The following is a 21,131-nucleotide window of genomic DNA, read 5'->3' as shown; positions in this document are numbered from 1 at the left end:
AGCATTTGCGGCGGTACGGGGTCTCGACGACAGGATCTGCGACGGGAGTCACCACGACCCCCGCGAACGTGGATGACCATCGTCGGCCGGGCGACGGTCTTCACCCACGTTCGGCCGAGGGGGTGCCGTGGAGGGGCACGCCGTCGCGCAGCGTGAGGCGGCACGACGGGAGCGGCGCCCCCGCCTCGAGGAGCGGCAGCCCGTCGGGCCCGGCATCCGGCACGTCCCAGGCGGCGAGCGTGGCGGGTGCGCCGACCCGCAGCACCCCTCCCCCGTCCGCGCGTGCCGCCGCCCACCCGCCGGCGGTGTGGGCGTCGACGGCATCCGCCACGGCGAGGCGCTGGGGGACGTCGTGGTGGAGCACCGCCGCGCGCACGGCCGCCCAGGGGTCCACGGGGGTCACCGGAGAGTCGGAGCCGAGCGCGAGGTGCACCCCCGCGGTGCGGAGGGCGGCGAAGGGGTTGGTTCCCGGCACCCGGTCGGCACCGAGGCGCGCGGCGTACATCCCGTCGGGCCCGCCCCACCACGCGTCGAAGGCCGGCTGGACGCTCGCGACCATGCCGAGCCGCGCCATCCGGCGCACCCCGGTGGCGTCGACCATCTCGGCGTGCTCGAGGCGCGGGCGGCTGGCGCGCACGACGTCGAGCCCGACGAGCGCGGCGGCCGCTTCGCAGCCCTCGAGCACGGTGTCCATCCCCGCGTCGCCGATGACGTGGAAGCCGCTCTGCACCCCCGCGAGCGCGCACGCGGCGACGTGGTCACGCACCTCGGCGGCCGACCGGTACGCCGTCCCCGTGCACCCCGGGTCGTCCGCGTAGCCGCGCCGCAGGAGCGCCGTGTGCGATCCGATCGAGCCGTCGATGTTGAGGTCGCCCCCGAGGCCTGCCGCACCGTGGAGGGCGAGGAGGGCGCGGGCCTGCTCGGGCTCGGTCACGGCCTCGGCCCAGTAGCCGACGGTGCCGGGCAGGTCGGGGCGGCGGCCGAGGTCGAGCACGTCGGCGAAGTCCGCGGCGGAGGTGAGGAGTGGACCGCCGCACTCGTGCAGGAGGGCGACGCCACGCGCCGCGGCCACCCGGAGCGCCGCCTCGACGTCCTCCCGGCGCTGGGCGGCGCTGCGCGCCGCGTCGAACGCGGCCCGCGCGGCGTTCTTGGCGTCGCGGACGACGAACCCGTCGCCGCGCCAGCCCGGGAGCCGGTCGGCGCCCGAGAGCATCGCGAGCGCGCTCGAGACGACGGCCGAGTGCCCGTCGACCCGCGAGGCGTAGACGACCCCGCCGTGGCTCGCCCGGTCGAGCTCGGCCGCGGTCATCGCGCGCCCCTCGGCCCAGGACTGCTCCTGCCAGTTCAGGGCGAAGACCGGTCGGCCGCGAACCCGGCGCACGGCATCCTCGATGGCGCGCAGCGCCGCCGCGACCGAGGCCGTCCCGGTGAGGTGGACGCCGCGCAGCCCCATCCCGGTGTGCGACAGGTGCACGTGGGCGTCGACGAAGGCCGGGAGCACGAGGCCCCCCTCGAGGTCGACGACGGCGTCGACGGCGTCACGGTGGGCCCGGGCCTCCGCCTCGTCACCGAGCCAGGCGAGCGCCCCGTCCGACCCGACGACGAGGGCCGTGGCACCGGCGTGGTCGGGGGCGCGCACCCGGGCCCGGTGGTAGAGCGTCGTCGGCACGGCAGCACCCTCCCGCCAGCTGTGGGTCACAGGGCGCTGGCGAGGCCGAGGACCTCGAGCGCGGCGCGGGCGATCTCGCGTTCCTCGTCGGTGGGCACGACCCACACCGGGGCCGAGCTCGTCGCGTCGGAGACCCGCCGCTCGGCGGGACCGTCCGCGTTCGCGGCCGCGTCGAGGTGCAGCCCGAGGACGCCCAGCCCGTCGACGACGGCCGCCCGCAGCGCCGCGCTGCGCTCGCCGATCCCCCCGGTGAAGACGAGGGCGTCGAGCCGGCCGAGCACGGCGGCGTACGCGCCGACGTACTTGCGGATGCGGTGCACGGTGACGTCGAAGGCCAGGCCGGCGTCGGCGTCACCGTCCTCGCGCCGCTGCGACAGCTCGCGGAAGTCCGAGACCCCGGCGAGCCCGAGGAGCCCGCTGTCGCGGTTCAGGGCCCGGTCGTACTCCTGGGCGGACAGCCCCGCCACCCGGGCGAGGTAGCCGCCGAGCGCCGGGTCGACGTCGCCCGAGCGGGTGCCCATGACGAGGCCCTCGGCGGGTGACAGGCCCATCGACGTCTCGACGCTGCGCCCGCCGTCGACCGCGCAGGCGCTCGCCCCGTTGCCCAGGTGCAGCACGACCATCGCGAGGTCGGACGGGTCCCGGCCCATGAGCTCGGCGGTGCGCCGCGAGACCCACGCGTAGGAGCTGCCGTGGAAGCCGTACCGGCGCACGTCGTGACGCTCGCGCCACGCCCGCGGCACGGCGTAGGTGTGCGCGGCCTCGGGGAGGGTGGCGTGGAAGCCGGTGTCGAAGACGGCGACGTGCGGCAGCCCCGGGAACGCCTCCTGGGCCCGCACGATTCCTTCGACGTTCGCCGGGTTGTGCAGCGGGGCGAGCGGTGCGAGGTCGCGCAGCGCCTCGACGACCCCGTCGTCGACGAGCACGGGCTGGGTGAACCGGCGGCCCCCGTGCACGACCCGGTGCCCCACCGCGACGAGGTCCCCGCCGGCCGGGCCCGGTCCGTGGGCGCCCAGGGCCGCACGGGCGAGGGCGAACGCGGCCGTGTGGGTGGGGCAGTGCACGTCGGCGTCGTGGCGGTGGCCCTCGACCTCGTGGCGGTGGTGGCTCGCCCCGCCGATCTCCGAGACGAGGCCGACCGCGACGGTGCGCCCGCTCGTCGCGTCGATGAGCTGGTACTTCAACGACGAGGACCCGGCGTTGACGACGAGCACGTGCGGACGGTCGGTCATTCCGGCTCCCCCTGGACCGCGGTGATGGCCACTGTGTTGACGATGTCGCGCACGAGGGCGCCGCGCGACAGGTCGTTGACCGGGCGGTTGAGGCCCTGGAGCACCGGCCCGATGGCGACGGCGTCGGCGCTGCGCTGGACCGCCTTGTAGGTGTTGTTCCCCGTGTTGAGGTCGGGGAAGACGAGCACCGTGGCCCGCCCGGCGACCGGGCTGTCGCGCAGCTTGGTCCGGGCCACGTTCGGGTCGACCGCGGCGTCGTACTGGATCGGCCCCTCGACGAGCAGGTCCGGCGCCCGCTCGCGCACGAGGGCGGTGGCGGCGCGCACCTTGTCGACGTCGGCACCCGTGCCGGACTCGCCGGTGGAGTACGAGAGCATCGCGACGCGGGGGTCGATGCCGAACCGGGCGGCCGTGCGGGCCGAGGAGATCGCGATGTCCGCGAGCTGCTCCGCGCTCGGGTCGGGGTTGACCGCGCAGTCGCCGTAGACGAGCACCCGGTCGGCCAGGCACATGAGGAACACGCTCGAGACGACGGAGACGCCCGGGGCCGTGCGCACGACCTCGAGCGCCGGCCGGATCGTGTGCGCCGTCGTCGTGACGCACCCGGACACCATGCCGTCGGCCCGACCGGCGTGCACCATCATCGTGCCGAAGTACGACGGGTCGACGACCCGGTCGAAGGCCTGCTCGGCCGTCACCCCCTTGTGGGCCCGCAGGCGGGCGTACTCCGTGGCGAACTGCTCGCGCCAGGGGCTCGTCGCAGGGTCGACGACCTCCGCCTCACCGAGGTCGGCGCCGAGCTGCCGGGCCCGGGAGCGGATCTCACCCTCGTCGCCGAGGAGCGTGAGCCGGGCGATGCCCCGGGAGAGCACCTGCTCGGCCGCGAGGATGATGCGTTCCTCGGCGCCCTCGGGCAGGACGATGCGGGCGTGCGCGCGGCGCGCCCGTTCGACGAGGTCGTGCTCGAACATGAGCGGGGTGACCGCGCGCTCGCCGCCGTCGGACCCCTCCCCCACGAGCGCGTCGAGCACGTCGAGGCCGTCGGCCCGGTCGAGGAGCCCCGCGGCCGCGCGGATCTTGCGGGCGGAGTCGGCGGTGATCCGGCCCTCGACCCGTCCCAGCGCCGTCGCGGTCGCCATGGTGCCCTGCCGGCACGAGATGATCGGGAGCCGCACGTCGAGCCCCGCGATGAGCCGGTCGACCTGCGGCGAGAGCTGGAAGCCGCCGTTGAGCACGACACCGGACAGGGCCGGCAGCGTGCGCGCCTGGTGGGCGAGCAGCACGCCCAGCACGACGTCGTCACGGTCCCCGGGCACGATGACGACCGAGCCCTCGATGAGGCGGTCGATGACGTGCGGCATCGACATCGCCGCGACGACGAGGCCGAGGCTCTCACGGTCGAGCAGCTCGGGGTCGCCGTGGACGAGGATGCCGTCGCACGCCTCGACGAGGTCGGCCACCGTCGGTGCCCGCAGCAGGGGGGTCTCGCTGAGCGCCCACACCGGCAGGTCGCCCAGCCGCTCGCGCAGCGCCCCCAGCATGCCGGGGCGGTCCTCGTCCGGGACCTGGTTGGCGATGACCCCGCCGACGTGCGCGTGCACCTGCCGGGCGGCGGCCACGGAGACGGCGGCGCTCGCGGCGAGCTCGCGCGCGTCCCGGTCGCGGGCGGGGGCGACGAGAACGAGGGGGGTCCCGAGGTCGGCGGCGATGCGGGCGTTCGTCGCGAACTCGGTCGGGGCGACGACGTCGGAGAAGTCGGAGCCGACGACGAGGACGACGTCGTGGTCCTGGGCCATCGCGTGGTACCGGTCGACGACGGAGCCGAGCGCGCGGTCGTGGTCGTCGTGCAACGCGTCATGGGTCACGCCCCACGCACGGGCCGGCGAGAGGTCGGTGTGAGCCTCCTGGAGGAGCACGCCCAACAGCTCGTCACCCTCCCCGCGCTGGACGACGGGCCGGAAGACCCCGACCCGACCGTGCCGGCGGGCGAGCCGGCTCACGAGGCCGACCGCCACGGCGGACTTGCCCGACCTGGCCTCGGTCCCCGCGAGGTACAGGCCCGTCACGGCCGTGGCTTCGAGTGCGTGGGTGTCGTGCCGCTGCGGCTGCTCATGCCCCCACCCAACTCCGTCGCGTGTGCACGGGCAAATCAGGTGCCCGCGGACTCCTCGGCCTCGGCCTCCTTGGCCAGGGCCCTGATGTCCTTGGCGACGACGTCCTCGACGGCGGACTCGACGATCGCGTTCGCCGTGGCGAGCGCCGTGCGGATCTCGATCGCACCCGGGTCGGAGACGAGGGCCACGATGCCGGAGTGCCCGGGCGCCACCGAGAACTCGAGCTGCCGCTCCAGACCCGTCCGGTGGTGCAGCTGCCGGGCCTTCCCGAGGGCCGCACCACCCGCGCCGAGGGCGACGGCGCTGCCGATGACCGACGGCGGGAAGAGGAGGCCGAGTGCGGCGCCGCCCACGACGCCCCACGTCAGGCCGCGCATGGTCGAGTGGTCGGTCGCCTTCTGGATCTCGAGCCGGCCGTCCGTGTCCCGCGTGACCACGATGACGCCGTCGATGGAGAGGGTGCGGCCGTCCGCGACCGAGCGCAGCGCCTCGTAGGCCTCCCACGCGGTGTCGGTGTCGTCGAAGTCGGCGACGAACAGGGTGGTGGCGCCGTCGCTCACGGCGGCGACCTCGGCGCTGACATCGGCAGTGTGGTCGGTGGTGTCCTCGGACATCGTGGTCCTCTTCGGTGGTGGGTCGGCGGCACCGGGGTGCCCGGTCGTGGCGTCGGGCGGGGCCGGGAGCCGGCCCGGCGGTGCGCTCGGCTCGGGGTGCGCTCGACTCGGGGTGCGCTCAGCTCGAGGGGCAGAGCGCGCCCACGGTGGTGGTCACCGGCTCGAGGGCGGTCGCGACCTCCTCCTGGGCGGCGGTGACCTTCACGGCGAGGTCCTCCTGGGCCCCGGCCTTCGCGATGGTCAGCTCCTCCTTGAGCGCGTCGGCCTTCTGGTTCAGGGCGCCGATCACGGCCGCGGCGGGGCCCCCGTCGGACGCCACCATCATGGTGTTGAGGTCGTCACGCACCTTGTCGGCCTTGGCGGCCAGGGCGTCGACCTGCTGCTGGACCTCCTCGGGGGTGCCGCTCGCGTCGACCTTGGCCGAGGCGAGGTCCGCGGCGTCGGTCTTGAGCTCGGCGAAGCTGTCGCACAGCTCGGCGGACGCCGACGCGGCGGCACTGGCGGCGGGCGAGCTGCCGGCGGACCCGTCGGTCGGCTCGTCGGACGAGCACCCGGCGAGGAGCAGGGCGAGCGCGACGGTGACGACAGGGGCGAGGCGGCGGGTGGTGGGGCGGTTCATGGCGGCTTCCTCGTGTGGCTGGGACCTGGCTCGGGAACTGCCCTCGACGCTAGTCGCGGGGGGGTGGGGCGGGCGTCACCCCCCGTGGATGAGCGGACGTCGCCTCGCGCGGCTCCTCGGTGAGCCGTCCCTCGGCTACTCGGTGAGCCGTCCCTCGAAGAGCGCGCGCACGGCGGGCACCCGGCGCACGAGGTCGAGCGCCAGGTCCGCGTGTCCCGGCACGTAGCCGTTGCCGACGAGCATCCGCACGTCGGCGGCGAGGCCCTCGGCCCCGAGCGCGGCGGCCGAGAAGCTCGTCGCCATCGAGAAGTAGATGATGGTGCCACCCTGGGCGGTGGCGAGGATGGCCGGCTGCTCGCAGCCCGGCACGTCGACACAGACGACGGTGACGTCGGCCGGGCCGCCCGCGCCAGCGACGGCATCCGAGAGCCCGATCGGGGAGCGGGCATCGGCGACGACGACGGCGTCGGCGAGGCCGGTCGGCCTCAGCAGGTCGGCCTCGTGGTCGACGGGCACGACGCCGATGCACCGCGTCGCGCCGGCGGCCCGTGCCGCCGCGAGCGAGAGCGACCCGGACTTGCCGGCGGCCCCGAGCACGCAGACGGTCGGGGCGTGGCCGCGCTGGACGTACTCGCCGACGACGCGGCTCACGAGGGCCGGGGCGCCGCAGACGTCCATGACCATGAGCGCGAGGTCGGGCGAGAGGTCGTCGGGCAGGCGTGCGGCGATCGAGCGGCCGAACAGCACGGCGGTGCCGGCGGCGGGCACCCGCTCGGAGCGGCCGTCCCAGCCGGCCAGGCCGTCGGTGATGACGAGCGGGGTCAGGGACAGCGAGACGAGGGTAGCCACCCGGTCCCCCACCGCCAGGCCGAGCGGCGACTGCGGCCCGACCTCGGCGACGGTGCCGATGAGCATGCCGCCGGACCCGGTCACCGGGTTCTGCATCTTGCCGCGCGTGGCGACGATGTCGAGCACCTCGGCACGCACGGCATCACCGTCACCGTCGTGCTTGTCGACGAGCTGGCGGAAGGACGCCGCGTCGAGGTTGAGGGTCTCGACGTCGATGCGCACCTCGTCCGGCCACAGCTCCGGTGAGGCGTCGAGGACGCCGGCGGCCTGGGGCAGGGATGCTCCGGCCGGGTCGAGAACCCGGTGCAGTCCGACAGGTGAGGACGGGGTGCTGCGCACAAGAATCTCCTCGTCATCCGACACGCGACCGCAGTATTTGCGGCCCAACGTGACTTTGGCGTCCTTCATTGCGTATCCTGCCATGCATGACGACGAACATCGACCAGCCGTACGCCTACCGGCGACGTGAGCTGATTGAGCCCGACTGGACCCGTCTCCCGGGGTGGCGCGACGTCACCACCGCGGAGTGGGAGGACGTGCAGTGGCAGCGGGTGCACTGCATCAAGAACGTCACGCAGCTGCGCGCGCTCATGGGCGACCTGCTCGAGGATCGCTTCTACGCCGACCTCGAGCGCGACCAGGCCGAGCGGGCGACGATGTCGATGCTCGTCACGCCGCAGATGATGAACACCATGGTGCCCGCCACCGACGAGCCGATGCCGGCCGCCGGGCCGGCCTTCACCGAGGCGTTCTACGCCGACCCGGTCCGCCGCTACATGCTGCCGGTCTTCTCCGACCGTCGAACCGACTGGCCGAGCCACCCCTTCGCTACCCGGGACAGCCTGCACGAGCACGACATGTGGGTCGTCGAGGGGCTGACCCACCGCTACCCGACGAAGGTGCTCGCCGAGATGCTGCCGACGTGCCCGCAGTACTGCGGCCACTGCACGCGCATGGACCTCGTCGGGAACTCGACCCCGCAGTTCACCAAGCTCAAGCTGGCCGGCAAGCCCGTCGACCGGTACGCCGCGATGCTCGACTACCTGCACCGCACGCCGGGGGTGCGCGACGTCGTCGTCTCCGGGGGCGACGTCGCCAACATGCCCTGGAAGAACCTCGAGGGGTTCCTCGACAAGCTGCTCGAGATCGAGACGGTGCGCGACATCCGGCTCGCGACCAAGGCGCTCATGGGCCTGCCGCAGCACTGGCTGCAGGAGGACGTCGTCGAGGGCGTGGCCCGCATCTCGCACAAGGCGCGTGCGCGCGGCGTCTCCGTCGCGATCCACACCCACGTCAACAGCGTGCAGTCCGTGACCCCGCTCGTCGCCAAGGCGGCGACGGCCATGCTCGACGCCGGGGTGCGCAACGTGCGCAACCAGGGCGTTCTCATGCGGGGGGTCAACGACACCCCCGAGCAGCTGCTCGACCTCTGCTTCGCCCTCCAGGACGAGGCCATGATCACGCCGTACTACTTCTACATGTGCGACATGATCCCGTTCTCCGAGCACTGGCGGCTCTCGCTCAAGGAGGCCCAGGAGCTCCAGCACGCGATCATGGGCTACCTGCCCGGCTTCGCGACGCCGCGCATCGTCTGCGACGTCCCGTTCGTCGGCAAGCGCTGGGTGCACCAGGTCGAGAGCTACGAGACCGAGCACGGGATGTCGTTCTGGCGCAAGCACTACCGCACCTCGATCGAGGCGGGTGACGAGCAGGCGCTGTCGCGCGAGTACGTCTACTACGACCCGATCTACACCCTCCCGCAGGCCGGGCAGGACTGGTGGCGCTCGACGACCGACCTCCAGGCGTCGCACGAGGCCGCCCTCGTCGGCGCCAGCGCCAGCCGCGCGGCCTCCGCCGCCGACCTCGGGTAGGCGGGCGGGCGGCATACGCTCTGTCGTATGCCGCGCCGCGACTCCTCCGGCACGCCCGCTACGGTGGCACTCACCGTGGCGGGCGTCGCGTTCTCGCAGCACGCCTACGAGCACGACTCAGCGGCACGCTCCTACGGCATGGAGGCGGCCGAGGCGCTCGGGCTGCCGGCGGAGCAGGTGTTCAAGACGCTCGTCGTCGACACCGGCGCCGGCCTGGCGGTGGCCGTCGTGCCCGTCGCGGGGTCGCTGGACCTCAAGGCGATGGCGACGGCGCTCGGAGTCAAGAAGGTCGTGATGGCGGATCCCGTTGCCGCACAGCGGTCGTCGGGCTACGTGCTCGGCGGCATCTCGCCAGTGGGGCAGCGACGACCGCTGCCCACGGTGCTCGACGAGAGCGCCGAGCTGTTCGACGTCGTCTACGTCTCCGGGGGGAGGCGCGGCCTCGACCTCGGCCTCTCCCCCGCCGACCTGCGGCACGTCACCGGAGCGGTCGTCGCCGACATCGGCCGCTAGGACGCGGTCCGATCGTTCCGGTGGTCCCTGTCGTTCCGGTCGTGGCCGCCGCCGTCGGCTCTCCGGGTCAGCGGTGGGCGTCGGCGGCCTGCTGGACGGCTGAGACGTACGCGGTCCACTGGTCGGCGTCGCCGAGGTCGTCGTGGTCACGTCCGGCCTGACCGTCCAGACCCTCGCGCAGGATGTCGGCGTGCCCGGCGTGCTGCGCCGTCTCGGCGACGACGCGCACGAGCAGGTGGCCGAACGTCGTCCGGCGCCGCTCCTCTGGCCACCAGGGGACACGGGCCGGCGCGTCGAGGGGCAGGACCGCGATCGAGGCGTCCGAGAGCGACCACGCCGTGCGGTAGAGGTCGAGGATGCCCTCGCGTGACTCGTCGGCGCGGGCCCACATGTCCGCGCCCTCCCACACCGAGCCGTCCTCGTCCCACGGCAGGACGGGCGCCGGTCGTCCCACGGACGCGGTGAGGTACCCGATCTCGACCCCGGCCAGGTGCTTGGCCAGGCCGAGCAGGTTCGTGCCGGTCGGCGTGAGCGGGCGGCGGGCGTCGTACTCGCCGACCCCGTCCAGGGCCCTGAGGATGCCGTCGCGCCCCTGCTGGAGGTAGCGCTGGAGGTCCGCGGCGAGCCCGTCGGGCACGCTCACTCCCAGGGCGTGGAGAGGACCACCGTCGTGCGGGTCGACACGTTGGCGACCCCGCGCACGCTCGCGATGAGCTCCTCAAGCTCCGAGGGGGTGGCCACCCGAACCTTGAGGATGTAGTTCTCGTCGCCCGCCACGGAGTGGCACTCCTCGATCCGGGGCAGCTCGCGGAGGCGCTCGGGTATGTCGTCGGGAGCGGCCGGGTCGAGCGGGGTGATCGAGATGAAGGCCGTCATCTGCTGGCCGAGGGCCTGGTGGTCGACCCGGGCGGTGTAGCCCTTGATGACCCCGCGCTGCTCGAGCCGCCGCACCCGCTGGTGCACCGCCGACGTGGACATGCCGAGCGACCTGCCGAGGTCGGTGTAGCTGATCCGGCCGTCCTGGGCGAGCAGCTCGACGATGCGCCGATCGAGGTCTTCCACCCGCTCAGGGTAGTGCGCCCACCGAGCCTGGGTCGGCGCGGCCACCCCCTGGGCGGGTCGTCGTGTCCCTGTACTTGGCGCGCTCCTTGGCGGGTGCACCATCGAAGCACCCCGGGAGGACGTGACGCAGCAGTCAGGCCGCCGGCGCGCTCCAGCCATCGCGAGATGATGGAGGCGGGCGTGCACGCCCGGCCCTCGTGACTCCTCGAGGAGCGTGGTCATCATGACGACTGTCGACGAGAACGAGCGAAAGGAGTCCGTGCGAGACAGGTTCTCCGGTCGCCCAACCGGCCTGTTCGCCGGTCTCGGCGTCATCGCGGCGCTGGCCTTGGGCTTCGGGATCGGGCGGACCACCGTGGAGCAGCCGTCCGGCCTCGCGTCAGAGGAGGTCAGCACGATGCTGGGCGCACGGATCGCCGCGGTCAACGGTGAACCGGGGCCCGACGTGGCGTCGTTCTACAGCACCGAGGCGGTGCTCGAGGAGCAGGACCAGGATCCACCAGTCGTGACGCGCGGCGCTCAGCAGATCTCCGACCACCTCGCCGCGTACCGGGGTCTGGGCTTCCGGATCGACCCCAGCGCGACTCCTGCGATCCGGCTGGGCCGCTACGTGGCAGAGGGGCTCACATGGGCGTACGGCTACCAGGGCGGCATCGTGGTCTACGAGCTCGACGACGACGGCAGGATCGCCCACTCGTGGGTCATCGGCGGCACACCGTAGTCCGGTGATCGCACGGCTAGGCTCGGCGCATGGCTCTGGACCCGCAACGGCCGCAGAAGTTGCTTTTGATGGACTCCGCCTCGCTGTACTTCCGTGCGTTCTTCGGGGTGCCCGACCAGCGAACCTCCCCCGACGAGCCGCCGACGAACGCGCTGCGCGGTTTCCTCGACATGATCGCCACCCTCGTCACCGCGCACGCACCCACCCACGTCGTTGCGTGCTGGGACGACGACTGGCGGCCGCAGTGGCGCGTCGACCTCGTGCCGTCGTACAAGACCCACCGCCTCGTCGACGGGTCCGACGTCGTCGAGGAGAGCCCGGACGACCTCACCCCCCAGGTCCCCCTCATCCGCGAGGCCCTGGCCGCGATCGGCATCGTCCGCCTCGGCGCCCCGGGCTTCGAGGCGGACGACGTCATCGGCACCCTCGCCGAGCGCCACCGCGGCGTCATGCCCGTCGACGTCGTGACCGGCGACCGCGACCTGCTCCAGCTCGTCGACGACGCACACGGCATCCGGGTGCTCTACACCGGCCGCGGAGGCGTTCGCGAGCCCGACGTCGCCACCCAGTCCTACCTCCACGAGCGGTACGCGGTGCCGACGGGAGAGGCGTACCTCGAGATGTCGGTTCTGCGCGGTGACACGAGCGACGGCCTGCCCGGGGTGAGAGGCATCGGCGACAAGACCGCCGCCCAGCTCATCGCCCAGTACGGCACCCTCGCCGCGCTGCGAGCCGCGGTCGACGAGGGAGACCCCGCCCTGCGGGGCGCGCGCCGGGCCAACCTCGAGGCAGCGTCGGCCTACCTCGACGTCGCCCCCACCGTCGTCCGCGTCGCGCGCGACGCCCCGGTCGCCGACATGGACCTCGCGCTCCCGCGGACCGTCGCCGACCCCGGGGGCCTCGACGCGCTCGCGAGCACCTACGGCGTCGAGAACCCGGTGCGCCGGCTCCTCACCGCCCTCGACCTCGCCCCCTGACCGACCTCGTGCGACCTGCCCGCGGTTCCGGCGCGGACCGGTGTCGGAAACCGTGCCCAGGTCGCACGGAGTCCGGTGAGCGGACTGTCCGGGAGACCAGCCGGCGTCAGTCGAGCCGGTCGGCGGCGACGACGCCGCGCAGCACGGCATCCACGGCGCTGCGGGCGGTGCGCCGCAGCACCGGGTCGGTGGCGGCCTTCGCCACCTGGTCGAGCAGGTCGACGAGCTGCTTGCAGCGCCGGACGAAGTCGCCCGCCGCCACGTCCTGCCCGCGCAGCACCGTGTCGAGCCGCTCACCCGACGCCCACCGGTGCACCATCCACGCCATGCCGCCGTCGGGCATGGATGTCGACGGCAGGTCGTGCTCGGTCTCGAGGTCCTCGATCTCCGACCAGAGCCGCTCCATCGACGTGAGCGCCTGCGCGACATCGTCGTTCGGCATCCGCGGGGAGACCTCCGCCTCCTCGTGCCGTGGCTCGTGCACGAGCGCGGAGACGGCAGCCGCGAGCCCGGGGGCGTCGAGCCGCTTCCAGACGTCGTGGCGCAGGCACTCGGCGGCGAGGAGGTCCTTCTCCGTGTAGAGGCGGCGCAGGCGCTCCCCCCGCTCGGTGACGACCGTGCCGCCGTCGCCGAGGTAGCCGAGGGCCTCGAGGGCGTCGCAGATCCGGTCGAAGGTGCGGGCCACGGTGTTCGTGCGGCCCTCGACCTTGCGCTGGAGGCCCACGGTCTCGCGCTTGAGCCGCCACCACCGCTCGGCCCAGCGGGCGTGCTCCTCCCGGTCGGGGCACCGGTGGCACGGGTGCTCGGCGAGCTCACGGCGCAGCCGCTGGAGCCGCTCCGACTCCCCCGCCGCGGCCGCCGCCTCGCGTGCGTCGCGGGCGCGGCGACCCCGAGGGGAGTCCTCGAAGCCCGGGGGGACCGCGATCCGCAGCGACGTCGCGAGGTCACGCCGGGACTTCGGCGACTTGGGGTTGAAGTGCGTCGGCACCTTGACCTGCGCGACGGCCTCGACCGCCTCCGGCACGTCGACGAGGGTCAGCCGCCGGAACTGCTTGTCCTCGGTGACCACGCCCGGCCCCGTCGGGGAGCCCTTGGCCGTACGGGCGGGTTGCACGACGACGGCCCAGCCGGCCCGCCGCCCCGCCGGGATCCGGATGACGTCGCCGACCCGCAGGCGCTCCATCGACACCGCCGCCTCGGCCCGCCGCGAGGCCGAGCGGGCGCGGGCTCCCTCCTTCTCGGCGTCGGCGAGCGCCCGGCGCAGCGCGGCGTACTCGCGGAAGTCGCCGAGGTGGCAGTGCATGGCCTCGGCGTAGCCCTCCAGCCCCTCCTCGTTGCGGCGCACCTTCGTCGCGATGCCGACGACGGCGCGGTCGGCCTGGAACTGGGCGAACGAGGTCTCGAGGATCTCGCGCGCCACCTCGCGCCCCACCTGGGCCACGAGGTTGACGGCCATGTTGTACGTCGGCCGGAAGCTCGAGCGCAGCGGGAAGGTGCGCGCGGACGCGAGACCCCCGAGGGCGAGCGGGTCGACGCCGCGGGCCCACTGGACGACGGCGTGCCCCTCGACGTCGATGCCGCGGCGGCCGGCCCGGCCCGTGAGCTGGGTGTACTCGGCCGGCGTGATGTCGACGTGCGCCTCGCCGTTGAACTTCACGAGCTTCTCGAGCACGACGGTGCGCGCCGGCATGTTGATGCCGAGGGCCAGGGTCTCGGTCGCGAAGACGGCGCGGATCCGGGCCGCGGTGAAGAGCTCCTCGACGACCTCGCGGAAGAGCGGCAGCATCCCGGCGTGGTGCGCGGCGAAGCCCCGCGACAGGCCCTCGACGAAGTCGTGGTAGCCGAGCACCGACAGGTCCTCGCTCGCGAGCGCCTCGACCCGCTCCTCGACGTGCCGGCGGATGCGCAGGCCCTCGCGCTCGGGGATGAGCCGGGTGCCCGCCGCGAGCAGCTGGCCGACCGCCGCCTCGCACCCGACCCGGCTGAAGATGAAGGTGATCGCCGGCAGCAGCCCGTCGCGGTCGAGCTCGGCGACCACCTCGGCCCGCGTCGCCCCACCGCCGGGGCGCCCGCCCCGGGAGAAGCCGCGGCCACCCCCGCCACCTGGACCCCGACCGCCCCGGCTCCCACCCCGGCCACCGCCGCGGCCCTGGGTGCGGGGCGCCGGCCCTCCACGGGCGGACCCGCGGCGCGGGTCGTCCTGCCACCGGCCGCGCTCCTCGGCACTGCGGATGGCGGCGAGCAGGTCGGGGTCGACCCGGTTGCCGGCGAACAGGTCGAACATCGTCGTGCCGACGAGCACGTGCTGGAACAACGGCACCGGCCGGTGCTCGGAGACGACGACCTCGTGGTTGCCACGCACCTCGGCGAGCCAGTCGCCGAACTCCTCGGCGTTGCTCACGGTGGCCGACAGCGACACGACCTGGACGTGCTCGGGGAGGTGGATGATGACCTCCTCCCAGACCGCGCCGCGGAACCGGTCGGCGAGGTAGTGGACCTCGTCCATGACGACGAACCCGAGGCCGTCGAGGGTGCGGGACCCGGCATACATCATGTTGCGCAGCACCTCGGTCGTCATGACGACGACGGGCGCCTCCCCGTTGACCGACGAGTCCCCCGTCAGCAGACCGACGTTCGCCGCTCCGTGGACGCGGACGAGGTCGTGGTACTTCTGGTTCGACAGGGCTTTGATGGGGGTCGTGTAGAACGCCTTGCGCCCGGTGGCCAGGGCGAGGTGCACGGCGAACTCACCGACGATCGTCTTCCCGGCCCCGGCCCCGGTCGGGGCGGCGACGAGCACGCCCTTGCCGGCCTCCACCGCCTCGCAGGCCCGCAGCTGGAAGTCGTCGAGCGGGAAGTCGAGCCCGGCGACGAACCGGCCGACCTCGGCGCGGTCCCGGCGGGCCCGTGCGGCGGCAGCGGCATACCGCTCGGCAGGGCTGGGCATGCGTTCAGGCTACGTCAGCGCTCAGGCGAGGACCTCGAGCGCGCCGGGGACGACCTCGACGCTCATCGGCAGCGGCGCGAACCGTTCCCCGTCGGCGTACGACACGATGCCGCGCGCCTCGAGTCGCACCTCACGGGCCCGGTGGATCTCGACCGCCGGGTGGGTGACGTGGGCGCCCTTGAAGACCGTCGGGAAGACCCGGAGGAACTCCGGCGTCGAGATCTTGTTCAGCACGAGCACGTCGAGCAGGCCGTCGTCGAACGCGGCATCCGGGGTGACCCGCATGCCCCCGCCGTATGCCGGGCCGTTGCCGACCGCGACGAGCATCGCCTCGGTCTCGAGCCGGTGTCCGTCGAGGACGAGGACGTAGGGGATGGCGCGAAAGACCGGAAGCTCGCGCACGATGGCGAGGTTGTAGCGCATCGGCCCCTTGGGCCACCGCCACTGGTTGGCCCGCTCGTTGACGACCGCGTCGAAGCCGGCCGCGAGCACCCCGAGGAACCACCGCTCCTCCCCCGTGGCCATGACGTGCCGGGCGACATCGACGCTGCGGGTGCCACCGGCGAGGATGCGCTCGACCGACTTCGCGGCGTCCCGGACCGGGAGGCCGAGCTCGCGGGCGATGTCGTTGCCCGTGCCGGCGGCGATGACGCCGAGCGCGACCCCGGTGCCGGCGCAGAGGTTGGTGCCGAGGTGCACCATCCCGTCCCCGCCGGCCACGACGACCCGGTCGACCTCTCCCGAGGCGATCGCGGCCCGGCCCTGCTCCATCGCGCTGCGGGCGTCGGCGGCGCTGAGGTCGAGGATGTCGACACCCGCGGCACGCAGGAGGGTGAGCGCCTCGGTGCCGACTCGGGCCCCGGTGTTCTTGCCCGCCGTGGGGTTGACGATGAGACCCAGGCGCGCCATGGCCCGAAGGCTAGCCGGTCGCGGAGCCGGTCCGCCCCCCTGTCAGTGCGGATGCTGGGGCTGCACGGCCTCGTGGACCTCGGTCGCCCATTCGATGGAGTCCTCTGGACCGCCGACGGACACGCTGTGGGGCACCACCTCGGCGGTACGCCGTCGCCGACGCAACTCCCGGCCGTGCTCGACGAGGTCGATGAACTCGCCGATGGTCACGCCCGCTTCCAAGGGGTGACGGAACAGCTCCTCACGACGCACGAGGTAGCGATTGCGCCGCCCCACCCTCAGGCGGATGATGATGCCCGCCCGCTCGAGGTCGCTGACGATCTGCTGGACCGATCGCTCGGTGATGCCGATGCTGGCCGCGACGTCGCGCAGGAGGACGTCGGGGGTGACGGCCAAGCACACGAGCACATGCCCGTGGTTGGTGAGGAACGTCCACCCGTCGCGCTTCACACGAATCACGATAGGGGCAACAGGTTTCGTAGGCGGCGAATTGTCTTGTACGCCTCACTGACCCGCAACTTCGCTTGCCAGACGTTGGACACGGTCGCAAGGCGGCGTGGGCCTACGGATCAATCCCAGGGGGTGTGGCCTGCACCTTTCGCGAAATGGCTTTCCGGCACAAGGCTTCCCTTGTGACCCAGTTCACGTCAGCCCTACGGTCCCGAGTACCGCGCCACCGGGACGCGGACCAAGGGGCAGGGTCAGGGGACGTCATGTCACGAACAACGCGCACCACCGCAGGGAAGAGATTCACCGGCATCGCTGCCTTCGCGGCCATCGCCCTGTTGCCCATGGGGCTTGCCACCACCTCTGCCGCCACCGCACCCGGTGGCGGCATCTCTGCGCTCGCCGGGGCACAGCCCGACGAGAAGAGCCGCTACAAGGAGAAGGCCAAGAAGGTCAAGGAGAAGCTGGAGAAGAAGGTCGACCAGGCCGACCGCGACGCAGCAGCCGCCCGCGCGCTTCAGGAGGGTGCCCTCAACCCTCTCATGATGGTGGAAGCCCAAGCGGCCGCCACCGCTGCAGCGGGAGAGGCGCCGCGCTACTTCAGCCACCCGAACTACGCGAACAGCCCCCTGCCGGTGGTTGCCTCCACCCCCGGCACGCAGACGTTCGTCGGCAACGACCTCATCGCCCGCACCACAGCGACGGACTCGGCGACCAACGTCTTCGTCGTCCTCGCCCAGCACCCGCTCCCGGCCGGGCTCCTCCAGAGCTTCCAGATCCGAAGCCAGGTGGACCCCCCGCGTGACTTCCACGCCTACGTTTTGCGGCCCGCTGGCGCCAACCAGTACTCCGTGGTCTTCGACAGTGGCACCCTGAACGTTGCAACCCACGCCACCGTCGCCGACGGTGTTGCCACCTTCCCGGTGGCCAACCTCGCCGTCCAGGCGGGTGACGTGCTCGCCTTCTACGGCAGCGGCATTCCGATCGACATCGGCTCGCCCGGTGACCAAGTCTATTACCCGAGCCCGAGCGGGCCCGCACAGGGCACGACGATCACGGTCGGCGCTGCGCCGTTCCCGACACTAGACCAGCCGCGGACGTACTCCTTCGGCGCGCAAGTGCTCGACACCTCGACCCAGAGCACCGTGATCACCGGTGGGATCAAGAAGTTCGTCGACCCGCTGCCGGGCCTCGAGGTGGCCGTGCCCGACAAAACGACCTATCCCGGCTCGGACTACTACGAGATCGGACTGGTCGAGTACGCCCAGCGGATGTACGCCTCCGACACCCCCAAGCAGACGACGCTGCGCGGCTACAAGCAGCTCAACGGCGGCGACGGGACGCCGAGCTACCTCGGCCCGGCCATCGTGGCGACGAAGGACAGGCCGGTCCGGATCCTCTTCAAGAACCAGCTGGGCACCGGCAAGGAGGGCGACCTCTTCCTCCCGACCGACACCACGGTGATGGGCTCGGGGCCGACGGCCGCCGGCCACGCTGCCATGGAGGGCACGCCCCCGGGCGACATCGACCCGCAGAAGCCAATGTGCTCGACCGTCGCTGATGACGGGACGATGAAGGCCGACATGGTGGCGGCGGGCCACTGCTACGCGGAGAACCGGGCTACCCTGCACCTGCACGGCGGCATCACCCCGTGGATCTCCGACGGCACGCCGCACCAGTGGATCACGCCCGCCGCCGAGAGCACGGGACCGGACGGCGGGTACCCCGAGGGTGTCAGCGTCCAGGACGTGCCGGACATGCCGGCAGCCGGTCCTGGTGAGCAGACGTTCTTCTACACGAACGCCCAGAGCGCCCGGCTGATGTTCTACCACGACCACGCATGGGGCATCACCCGCCTCAACGTGTACGCCGGCGAGGCAGCACCGTACTTCATCACCGACGCCACCGAGGCCGCCCTCGTCGGCACGGCTGAACAGCCCGGTGTCATCCCCGGCCCGGATTCGACGATCCCGCTCGTCATCCAGGACAAGACCTTCGTGCCGAACGCCGCTCAGCTCGCCGCACAGGACGAAACCTGGAACACGGCTGCGTGGGGCGGCGAGGGCAACCTCTGGCTGCCCCATGTTTACTCGCCCGCCCAGAACCCGGGGGACGCCTCTGGCGTCAACGCCTATGGGCGCTGGGCCTACGGCCCCTGGTTCTGGCCCCCGACCAACAACGTCGAGAACGGCCCGATCGCCAACCCGTACTTCGACCCGGCGTGTAACCCAGACGACCCCAACACTGCGTGGTGCGAGCCGCCGCTCATGCCGGGTACGCCGTACAACTCGATGGGCATGGAGGCGTTCATGGACACCCCCGTGGTCAATGGCGCGGCATACCCGACGAAGACCCTGGAACCTAAGCCCTACCGTTTCCGGATCCTCAACGCGGCCAACGACCGGTTCTTCAACCTGTCGCTGTACCAGGCGGTCGACGCGAATGGTGACGTGTGCGACGGCAGCACCACCCCGGTCGCTGAGAGCACTGGCATCGCCTGCACAGAGGTCGCACTCAATCCGACGGAGGTGGCGGCGGCACTGAACGACCCGACGGTCTTCCCGACGCCCTTGGATGCCACGAAGGGGCCGGACTGGATCGTCATGGGCACCGAGGGCGGCTTCCTGCCGGCGCCGGTCGTCGTCCCCGCCCAGCCGACGACGTGGGTCAACGACCCCACGGTGTTCAACGCAGGCAATGTCGACCAGCACTCGCTGCTCGTCGCACCCGCCGAGCGCTTCGACGTCGTCGTGGACCTGTCGAAGTACGCAGGCCAGACCCTGATTGTCTACAACGACGCTCCGGCTGCGTTCCCAGCACGCGACCCGCGTTACGACTACTACACGGGAAACGGCGACTACCGCGACTCTGGTGGCGCGTCGTCGACCCTGCCGGGGTACGGGCCGAACACCCGCACGGTCATGCAGATCAAGGTGGCGGACACCGCGCCGGCTGGGGAGTTCAACCTCGCAGCGCTAAACACCGCCTTCGCGCACAACGCTGACGGCACGGGCGTGTTCGAAAAGGGACAGAAGCCGATCGTCGTGGGTCAGGGCGAATACAACACCGCCTACGGCACCACCTTCCCCAAGACAGGTCCGTTCAACGGGACGGTCCAGATCTACGACACCTCGTTGACCTTCAACCGGCTCGTTGACCCGGACGCGGCACCCGGCGCACCGTTCACCACCTCGACCACAGCCGAGCGGCTGACCACGGATCTGAAACCCAAGATGATCCAGGACGAGATGGGAGAAGCCTTCGAGCACGAGTACGGCCGGATGAGCGGCTTCCTGGGGGTGGAGACACCGAACGCCCAAGCGGGTCTGCAGAACATGATCCTGTACCCGTACACGATGCCGCCAACCGAGGTGCTCGACGGCCTCGAGCTTCCCCCGGGCGTGGAGGCCACCCCGATCGCGGATGCAGGAGACGGCACCCAGATCTGGAAGTTCACCCACAACGGGGTCGACACGCACCCCATCCACTTCCACCTCTACGACGTCCAGCTGCTCAACCGGGTCGGCTGGGACGGCATCATCCGCAAGCCCGATCCCACCGAGCTCGGCTGGAAGGACACCGTCCGGGTCAGCCCGCTCGAGGACACGATCGTCGTCGTGCGGCCGATCGTCCCTCCGGTCCCTGATGAGTGGAAGGGCCTGCCCAACAGCGTCCGGCTGCTCGACCCGTCGATGCCCGCCGGCGCCATGCTCGCCGACACAACGGCACAGGAGGCGGCAGGTCTGCCGATCTTCGCCTTCAACCCGGACGGCGAACCGATCGACGTCAAGAACCACTACGTCAACTTCGGGTGGGAGTACGTGCTCCACTGCCACATCCTCAGCCACGAGGAGATGGACATGATGCGCTCCCAGGGTGTCGCGGTGAACCCGGTGGCTCCGACGTTCATCTCCGCGGTCCGCTCCGGAAACGGGCCCACCCGGAAGTACACGGTCACGTGGACGGACAACTCGAAGAACGAGACGGCGTTCGTCGTCGAGCGGCGAGTGGCGGGGTCGACGGGTCCCTGGACCCAACGCGCCGTGGTCCAGACCGAGAACCGCGTGAACCGGACTGCCGCTCCCACGGTGGACACCACCACCGGCGCAGCCACTGGCTCGGCTTCCTACGACGACACGATCGGGAACACGAGCACCCTGTACGAGTACCAGGTGTACGCGATCAACAAGGTCGGGGACACGTGGGACTACTCGAACCCGGCGTTCAACAACCTGCCTGCCGGTGCCGGCTTCCCGACGGTCACGGTCGACAGCCGTGGCACCGGCCAGAGCGCCGGCGACCCGGTCGATCCTCCGACCGCCCTCACCGGGACCCTGACCGTGAAGAACAAAAAGACCTCCGCGGTGAGCCTGAGCTGGACGGACAACTCGGACAACGAGACCGGGTTCCTCATCCAGCGGACCAACAGCGACGGAAGCAACGTCGTCAACGCGACGGTGGGTGAGAACGCCACGACGTTCACGCAGACCGTCACGTCGGGAGTGGCCTACCTGTACCGGGTGCATGCCTTCAGTGACACCACCCAGTCGAGCTGGTCCAACACCCTGGCGCTGCCGTGACCAGCGG

At 72.2% G+C, this 21,131-nt stretch carries 16 protein-coding genes; 5 read left to right on the top strand and 11 right to left on the bottom strand.

From position 1 onward, the window contains the following. Positions 1-100: 100 nt before the first annotated feature. The 6 genes from ABD899_RS09405 to kdd all read right to left on the bottom strand — a co-directional run bounded on the left by ABD899_RS09405 (position 101) and on the right by kdd (position 7,505). Entirely contained in the window at positions 101-1,669 is a 1,569-nt protein-coding gene (locus ABD899_RS09405) for an amidohydrolase (RefSeq protein WP_345205004.1), read from the bottom strand. A 26-nt stretch (positions 1,670-1,695) separates the two neighbouring features. Beyond that, positions 1,696-2,901, bottom strand: a complete 1,206-nt coding sequence (locus ABD899_RS09400; RefSeq protein ID WP_345205001.1) for an acetate/propionate family kinase — start codon at positions 2,899-2,901, stop codon at positions 1,696-1,698. Beyond that, on the bottom strand, positions 2,898-4,967 hold the full coding sequence (gene pta / locus ABD899_RS09395; RefSeq protein ID WP_345204999.1) for a phosphate acetyltransferase: 2,070 nt from the start codon (positions 4,965-4,967) through the stop codon (positions 2,898-2,900). Before pta ends, ABD899_RS09400 begins: the two co-directional genes overlap by 4 nt. An 83-nt stretch (positions 4,968-5,050) precedes the next feature. Then, positions 5,051-5,629, bottom strand: a complete 579-nt coding sequence (locus ABD899_RS09390) for a hypothetical protein (protein ID WP_345204997.1) — start codon at positions 5,627-5,629, stop codon at positions 5,051-5,053. A gap of 118 nt (positions 5,630-5,747) precedes the next feature. Beyond that, on the bottom strand, positions 5,748-6,248 hold the full coding sequence (locus ABD899_RS09385; protein ID WP_345204994.1) for a hypothetical protein: 501 nt from the start codon (positions 6,246-6,248) through the stop codon (positions 5,748-5,750). A 135-nt stretch (positions 6,249-6,383) separates the two neighbouring features. After that, a complete protein-coding gene (kdd, locus tag ABD899_RS09380) occupies positions 6,384-7,505 on the bottom strand; it encodes an L-erythro-3,5-diaminohexanoate dehydrogenase (RefSeq protein WP_345204992.1) in 1,122 nt (373 codons plus the stop codon). 17 nt (positions 7,506-7,522) lie between these two features. On the opposite strand from kdd, the gene ABD899_RS09375 reads away from it, so the two are divergent. After that, positions 7,523-8,968, top strand: coding sequence for a KamA family radical SAM protein (locus ABD899_RS09375; RefSeq protein WP_345204989.1), 1,446 nt, complete (start codon positions 7,523-7,525; stop codon positions 8,966-8,968). A 27-nt stretch (positions 8,969-8,995) separates the two neighbouring features. Continuing rightward, the gene (gene ybaK / locus ABD899_RS09370; RefSeq protein ID WP_345204987.1) at positions 8,996-9,481 is read left to right on the top strand and encodes a Cys-tRNA(Pro) deacylase; all 486 of its coding nucleotides are present in this window, start codon (positions 8,996-8,998) and stop codon (positions 9,479-9,481) included. Between the two features lie 67 nt (positions 9,482-9,548). Here the strand turns inward: ybaK and ABD899_RS09365 are convergent, their stop codons facing one another. Both ABD899_RS09365 and ABD899_RS09360 read right to left on the bottom strand, forming a co-directional pair. Next, entirely contained in the window at positions 9,549-10,124 is a 576-nt protein-coding gene (locus ABD899_RS09365) for a DinB family protein (RefSeq protein WP_345204985.1), read from the bottom strand. After that, complete coding sequence (locus ABD899_RS09360; RefSeq protein WP_345204983.1) at positions 10,121-10,543, bottom strand: Lrp/AsnC family transcriptional regulator; 423 nt, start codon at positions 10,541-10,543, stop codon at positions 10,121-10,123. The genes ABD899_RS09365 and ABD899_RS09360 overlap by 4 nt, the downstream gene beginning before the upstream one ends. Before the next feature lie 223 nt (positions 10,544-10,766). Here ABD899_RS09360 and ABD899_RS09355 point away from each other — a divergent pair, with 223 nt between their 5' ends. Beyond that, positions 10,767-11,264, top strand: coding sequence for a hypothetical protein (locus ABD899_RS09355; protein ID WP_345204982.1), 498 nt, complete (start codon positions 10,767-10,769; stop codon positions 11,262-11,264). 29 nt (positions 11,265-11,293) lie between these two features. Further along, complete coding sequence (locus ABD899_RS09350; protein ID WP_345204980.1) at positions 11,294-12,241, top strand: 5'-3' exonuclease; 948 nt, start codon at positions 11,294-11,296, stop codon at positions 12,239-12,241. A gap of 106 nt (positions 12,242-12,347) precedes the next feature. Here the strand turns inward: ABD899_RS09350 and ABD899_RS09345 are convergent, their stop codons facing one another. The 3 genes from ABD899_RS09345 to ABD899_RS09335 are packed head-to-tail and all read right to left on the bottom strand — an operon-like array spanning position 12,348 to position 16,547. Further along, on the bottom strand, positions 12,348-15,188 hold the full coding sequence (locus ABD899_RS09345; protein ID WP_345204977.1) for a DEAD/DEAH box helicase: 2,841 nt from the start codon (positions 15,186-15,188) through the stop codon (positions 12,348-12,350). A 21-nt stretch (positions 15,189-15,209) separates the two neighbouring features. Then, complete coding sequence (locus ABD899_RS09340; RefSeq protein ID WP_345204974.1) at positions 15,210-16,097, bottom strand: YegS/Rv2252/BmrU family lipid kinase; 888 nt, start codon at positions 16,095-16,097, stop codon at positions 15,210-15,212. Between the two features lie 42 nt (positions 16,098-16,139). Next, positions 16,140-16,547, bottom strand: a complete 408-nt coding sequence (locus ABD899_RS09335) for a helix-turn-helix transcriptional regulator (RefSeq protein WP_345204972.1) — start codon at positions 16,545-16,547, stop codon at positions 16,140-16,142. Positions 16,548-16,810: 263 nt separating this feature from the next. Between ABD899_RS09335 and ABD899_RS09330 the strand changes: the two genes are divergently transcribed. Beyond that, positions 16,811-21,124 carry a multicopper oxidase domain-containing protein gene (locus ABD899_RS09330; protein ID WP_345204969.1) on the top strand — a complete coding sequence of 1,438 codons (4,314 nt, stop codon included), beginning with the start codon at positions 16,811-16,813 and terminating at the stop codon, positions 21,122-21,124. The last annotated feature ends 7 nt before the right edge of the window (positions 21,125-21,131 follow it).

This window comes from Fodinibacter luteus, from assembly GCF_039541575.1.
Taxonomy (GTDB): Bacteria; Actinomycetota; Actinomycetes; order Actinomycetales; family Dermatophilaceae; genus Fodinibacter; species Fodinibacter luteus.
The sequence above is the reverse complement of the archived record's forward strand: the minus strand, read 5'-3'. Positions and strand labels throughout refer to the sequence as shown.

Excerpts from the sequence above, each read along its gene's own strand:
- ABD899_RS09400 (WP_345205001.1), bottom strand. The coding sequence starts at position 2,901 with ATGACCGACCGTCCGCACGTGCTCGTCGTCAACGCCGGGTCCTCGTCG.
- ABD899_RS09330 (WP_345204969.1), top strand. The coding sequence starts at position 16,811 with ATGTCACGAACAACGCGCACCACCGCAGGGAAGAGATTCACCGGCATC.
- ABD899_RS09345 (WP_345204977.1), bottom strand. The coding sequence starts at position 15,188 with ATGCCCAGCCCTGCCGAGCGGTATGCCGCTGCCGCCGCACGGGCCCGC.
- ABD899_RS09355 (WP_345204982.1), top strand. The coding sequence starts at position 10,767 with ATGACGACTGTCGACGAGAACGAGCGAAAGGAGTCCGTGCGAGACAGG.
- ABD899_RS09385 (WP_345204994.1), bottom strand. The coding sequence starts at position 6,248 with ATGAACCGCCCCACCACCCGCCGCCTCGCCCCTGTCGTCACCGTCGCG.
- ABD899_RS09375 (WP_345204989.1), top strand. The coding sequence starts at position 7,523 with ATGACGACGAACATCGACCAGCCGTACGCCTACCGGCGACGTGAGCTG.
- ABD899_RS09350 (WP_345204980.1), top strand. The coding sequence starts at position 11,294 with ATGGCTCTGGACCCGCAACGGCCGCAGAAGTTGCTTTTGATGGACTCC.
- kdd (WP_345204992.1), bottom strand. The coding sequence starts at position 7,505 with ATGAAGGACGCCAAAGTCACGTTGGGCCGCAAATACTGCGGTCGCGTG.
- ABD899_RS09390 (WP_345204997.1), bottom strand. The coding sequence starts at position 5,629 with ATGTCCGAGGACACCACCGACCACACTGCCGATGTCAGCGCCGAGGTC.
- ABD899_RS09340 (WP_345204974.1), bottom strand. The coding sequence starts at position 16,097 with ATGGCGCGCCTGGGTCTCATCGTCAACCCCACGGCGGGCAAGAACACC.
- ybaK (WP_345204987.1), top strand. The coding sequence starts at position 8,996 with ATGCCGCGCCGCGACTCCTCCGGCACGCCCGCTACGGTGGCACTCACC.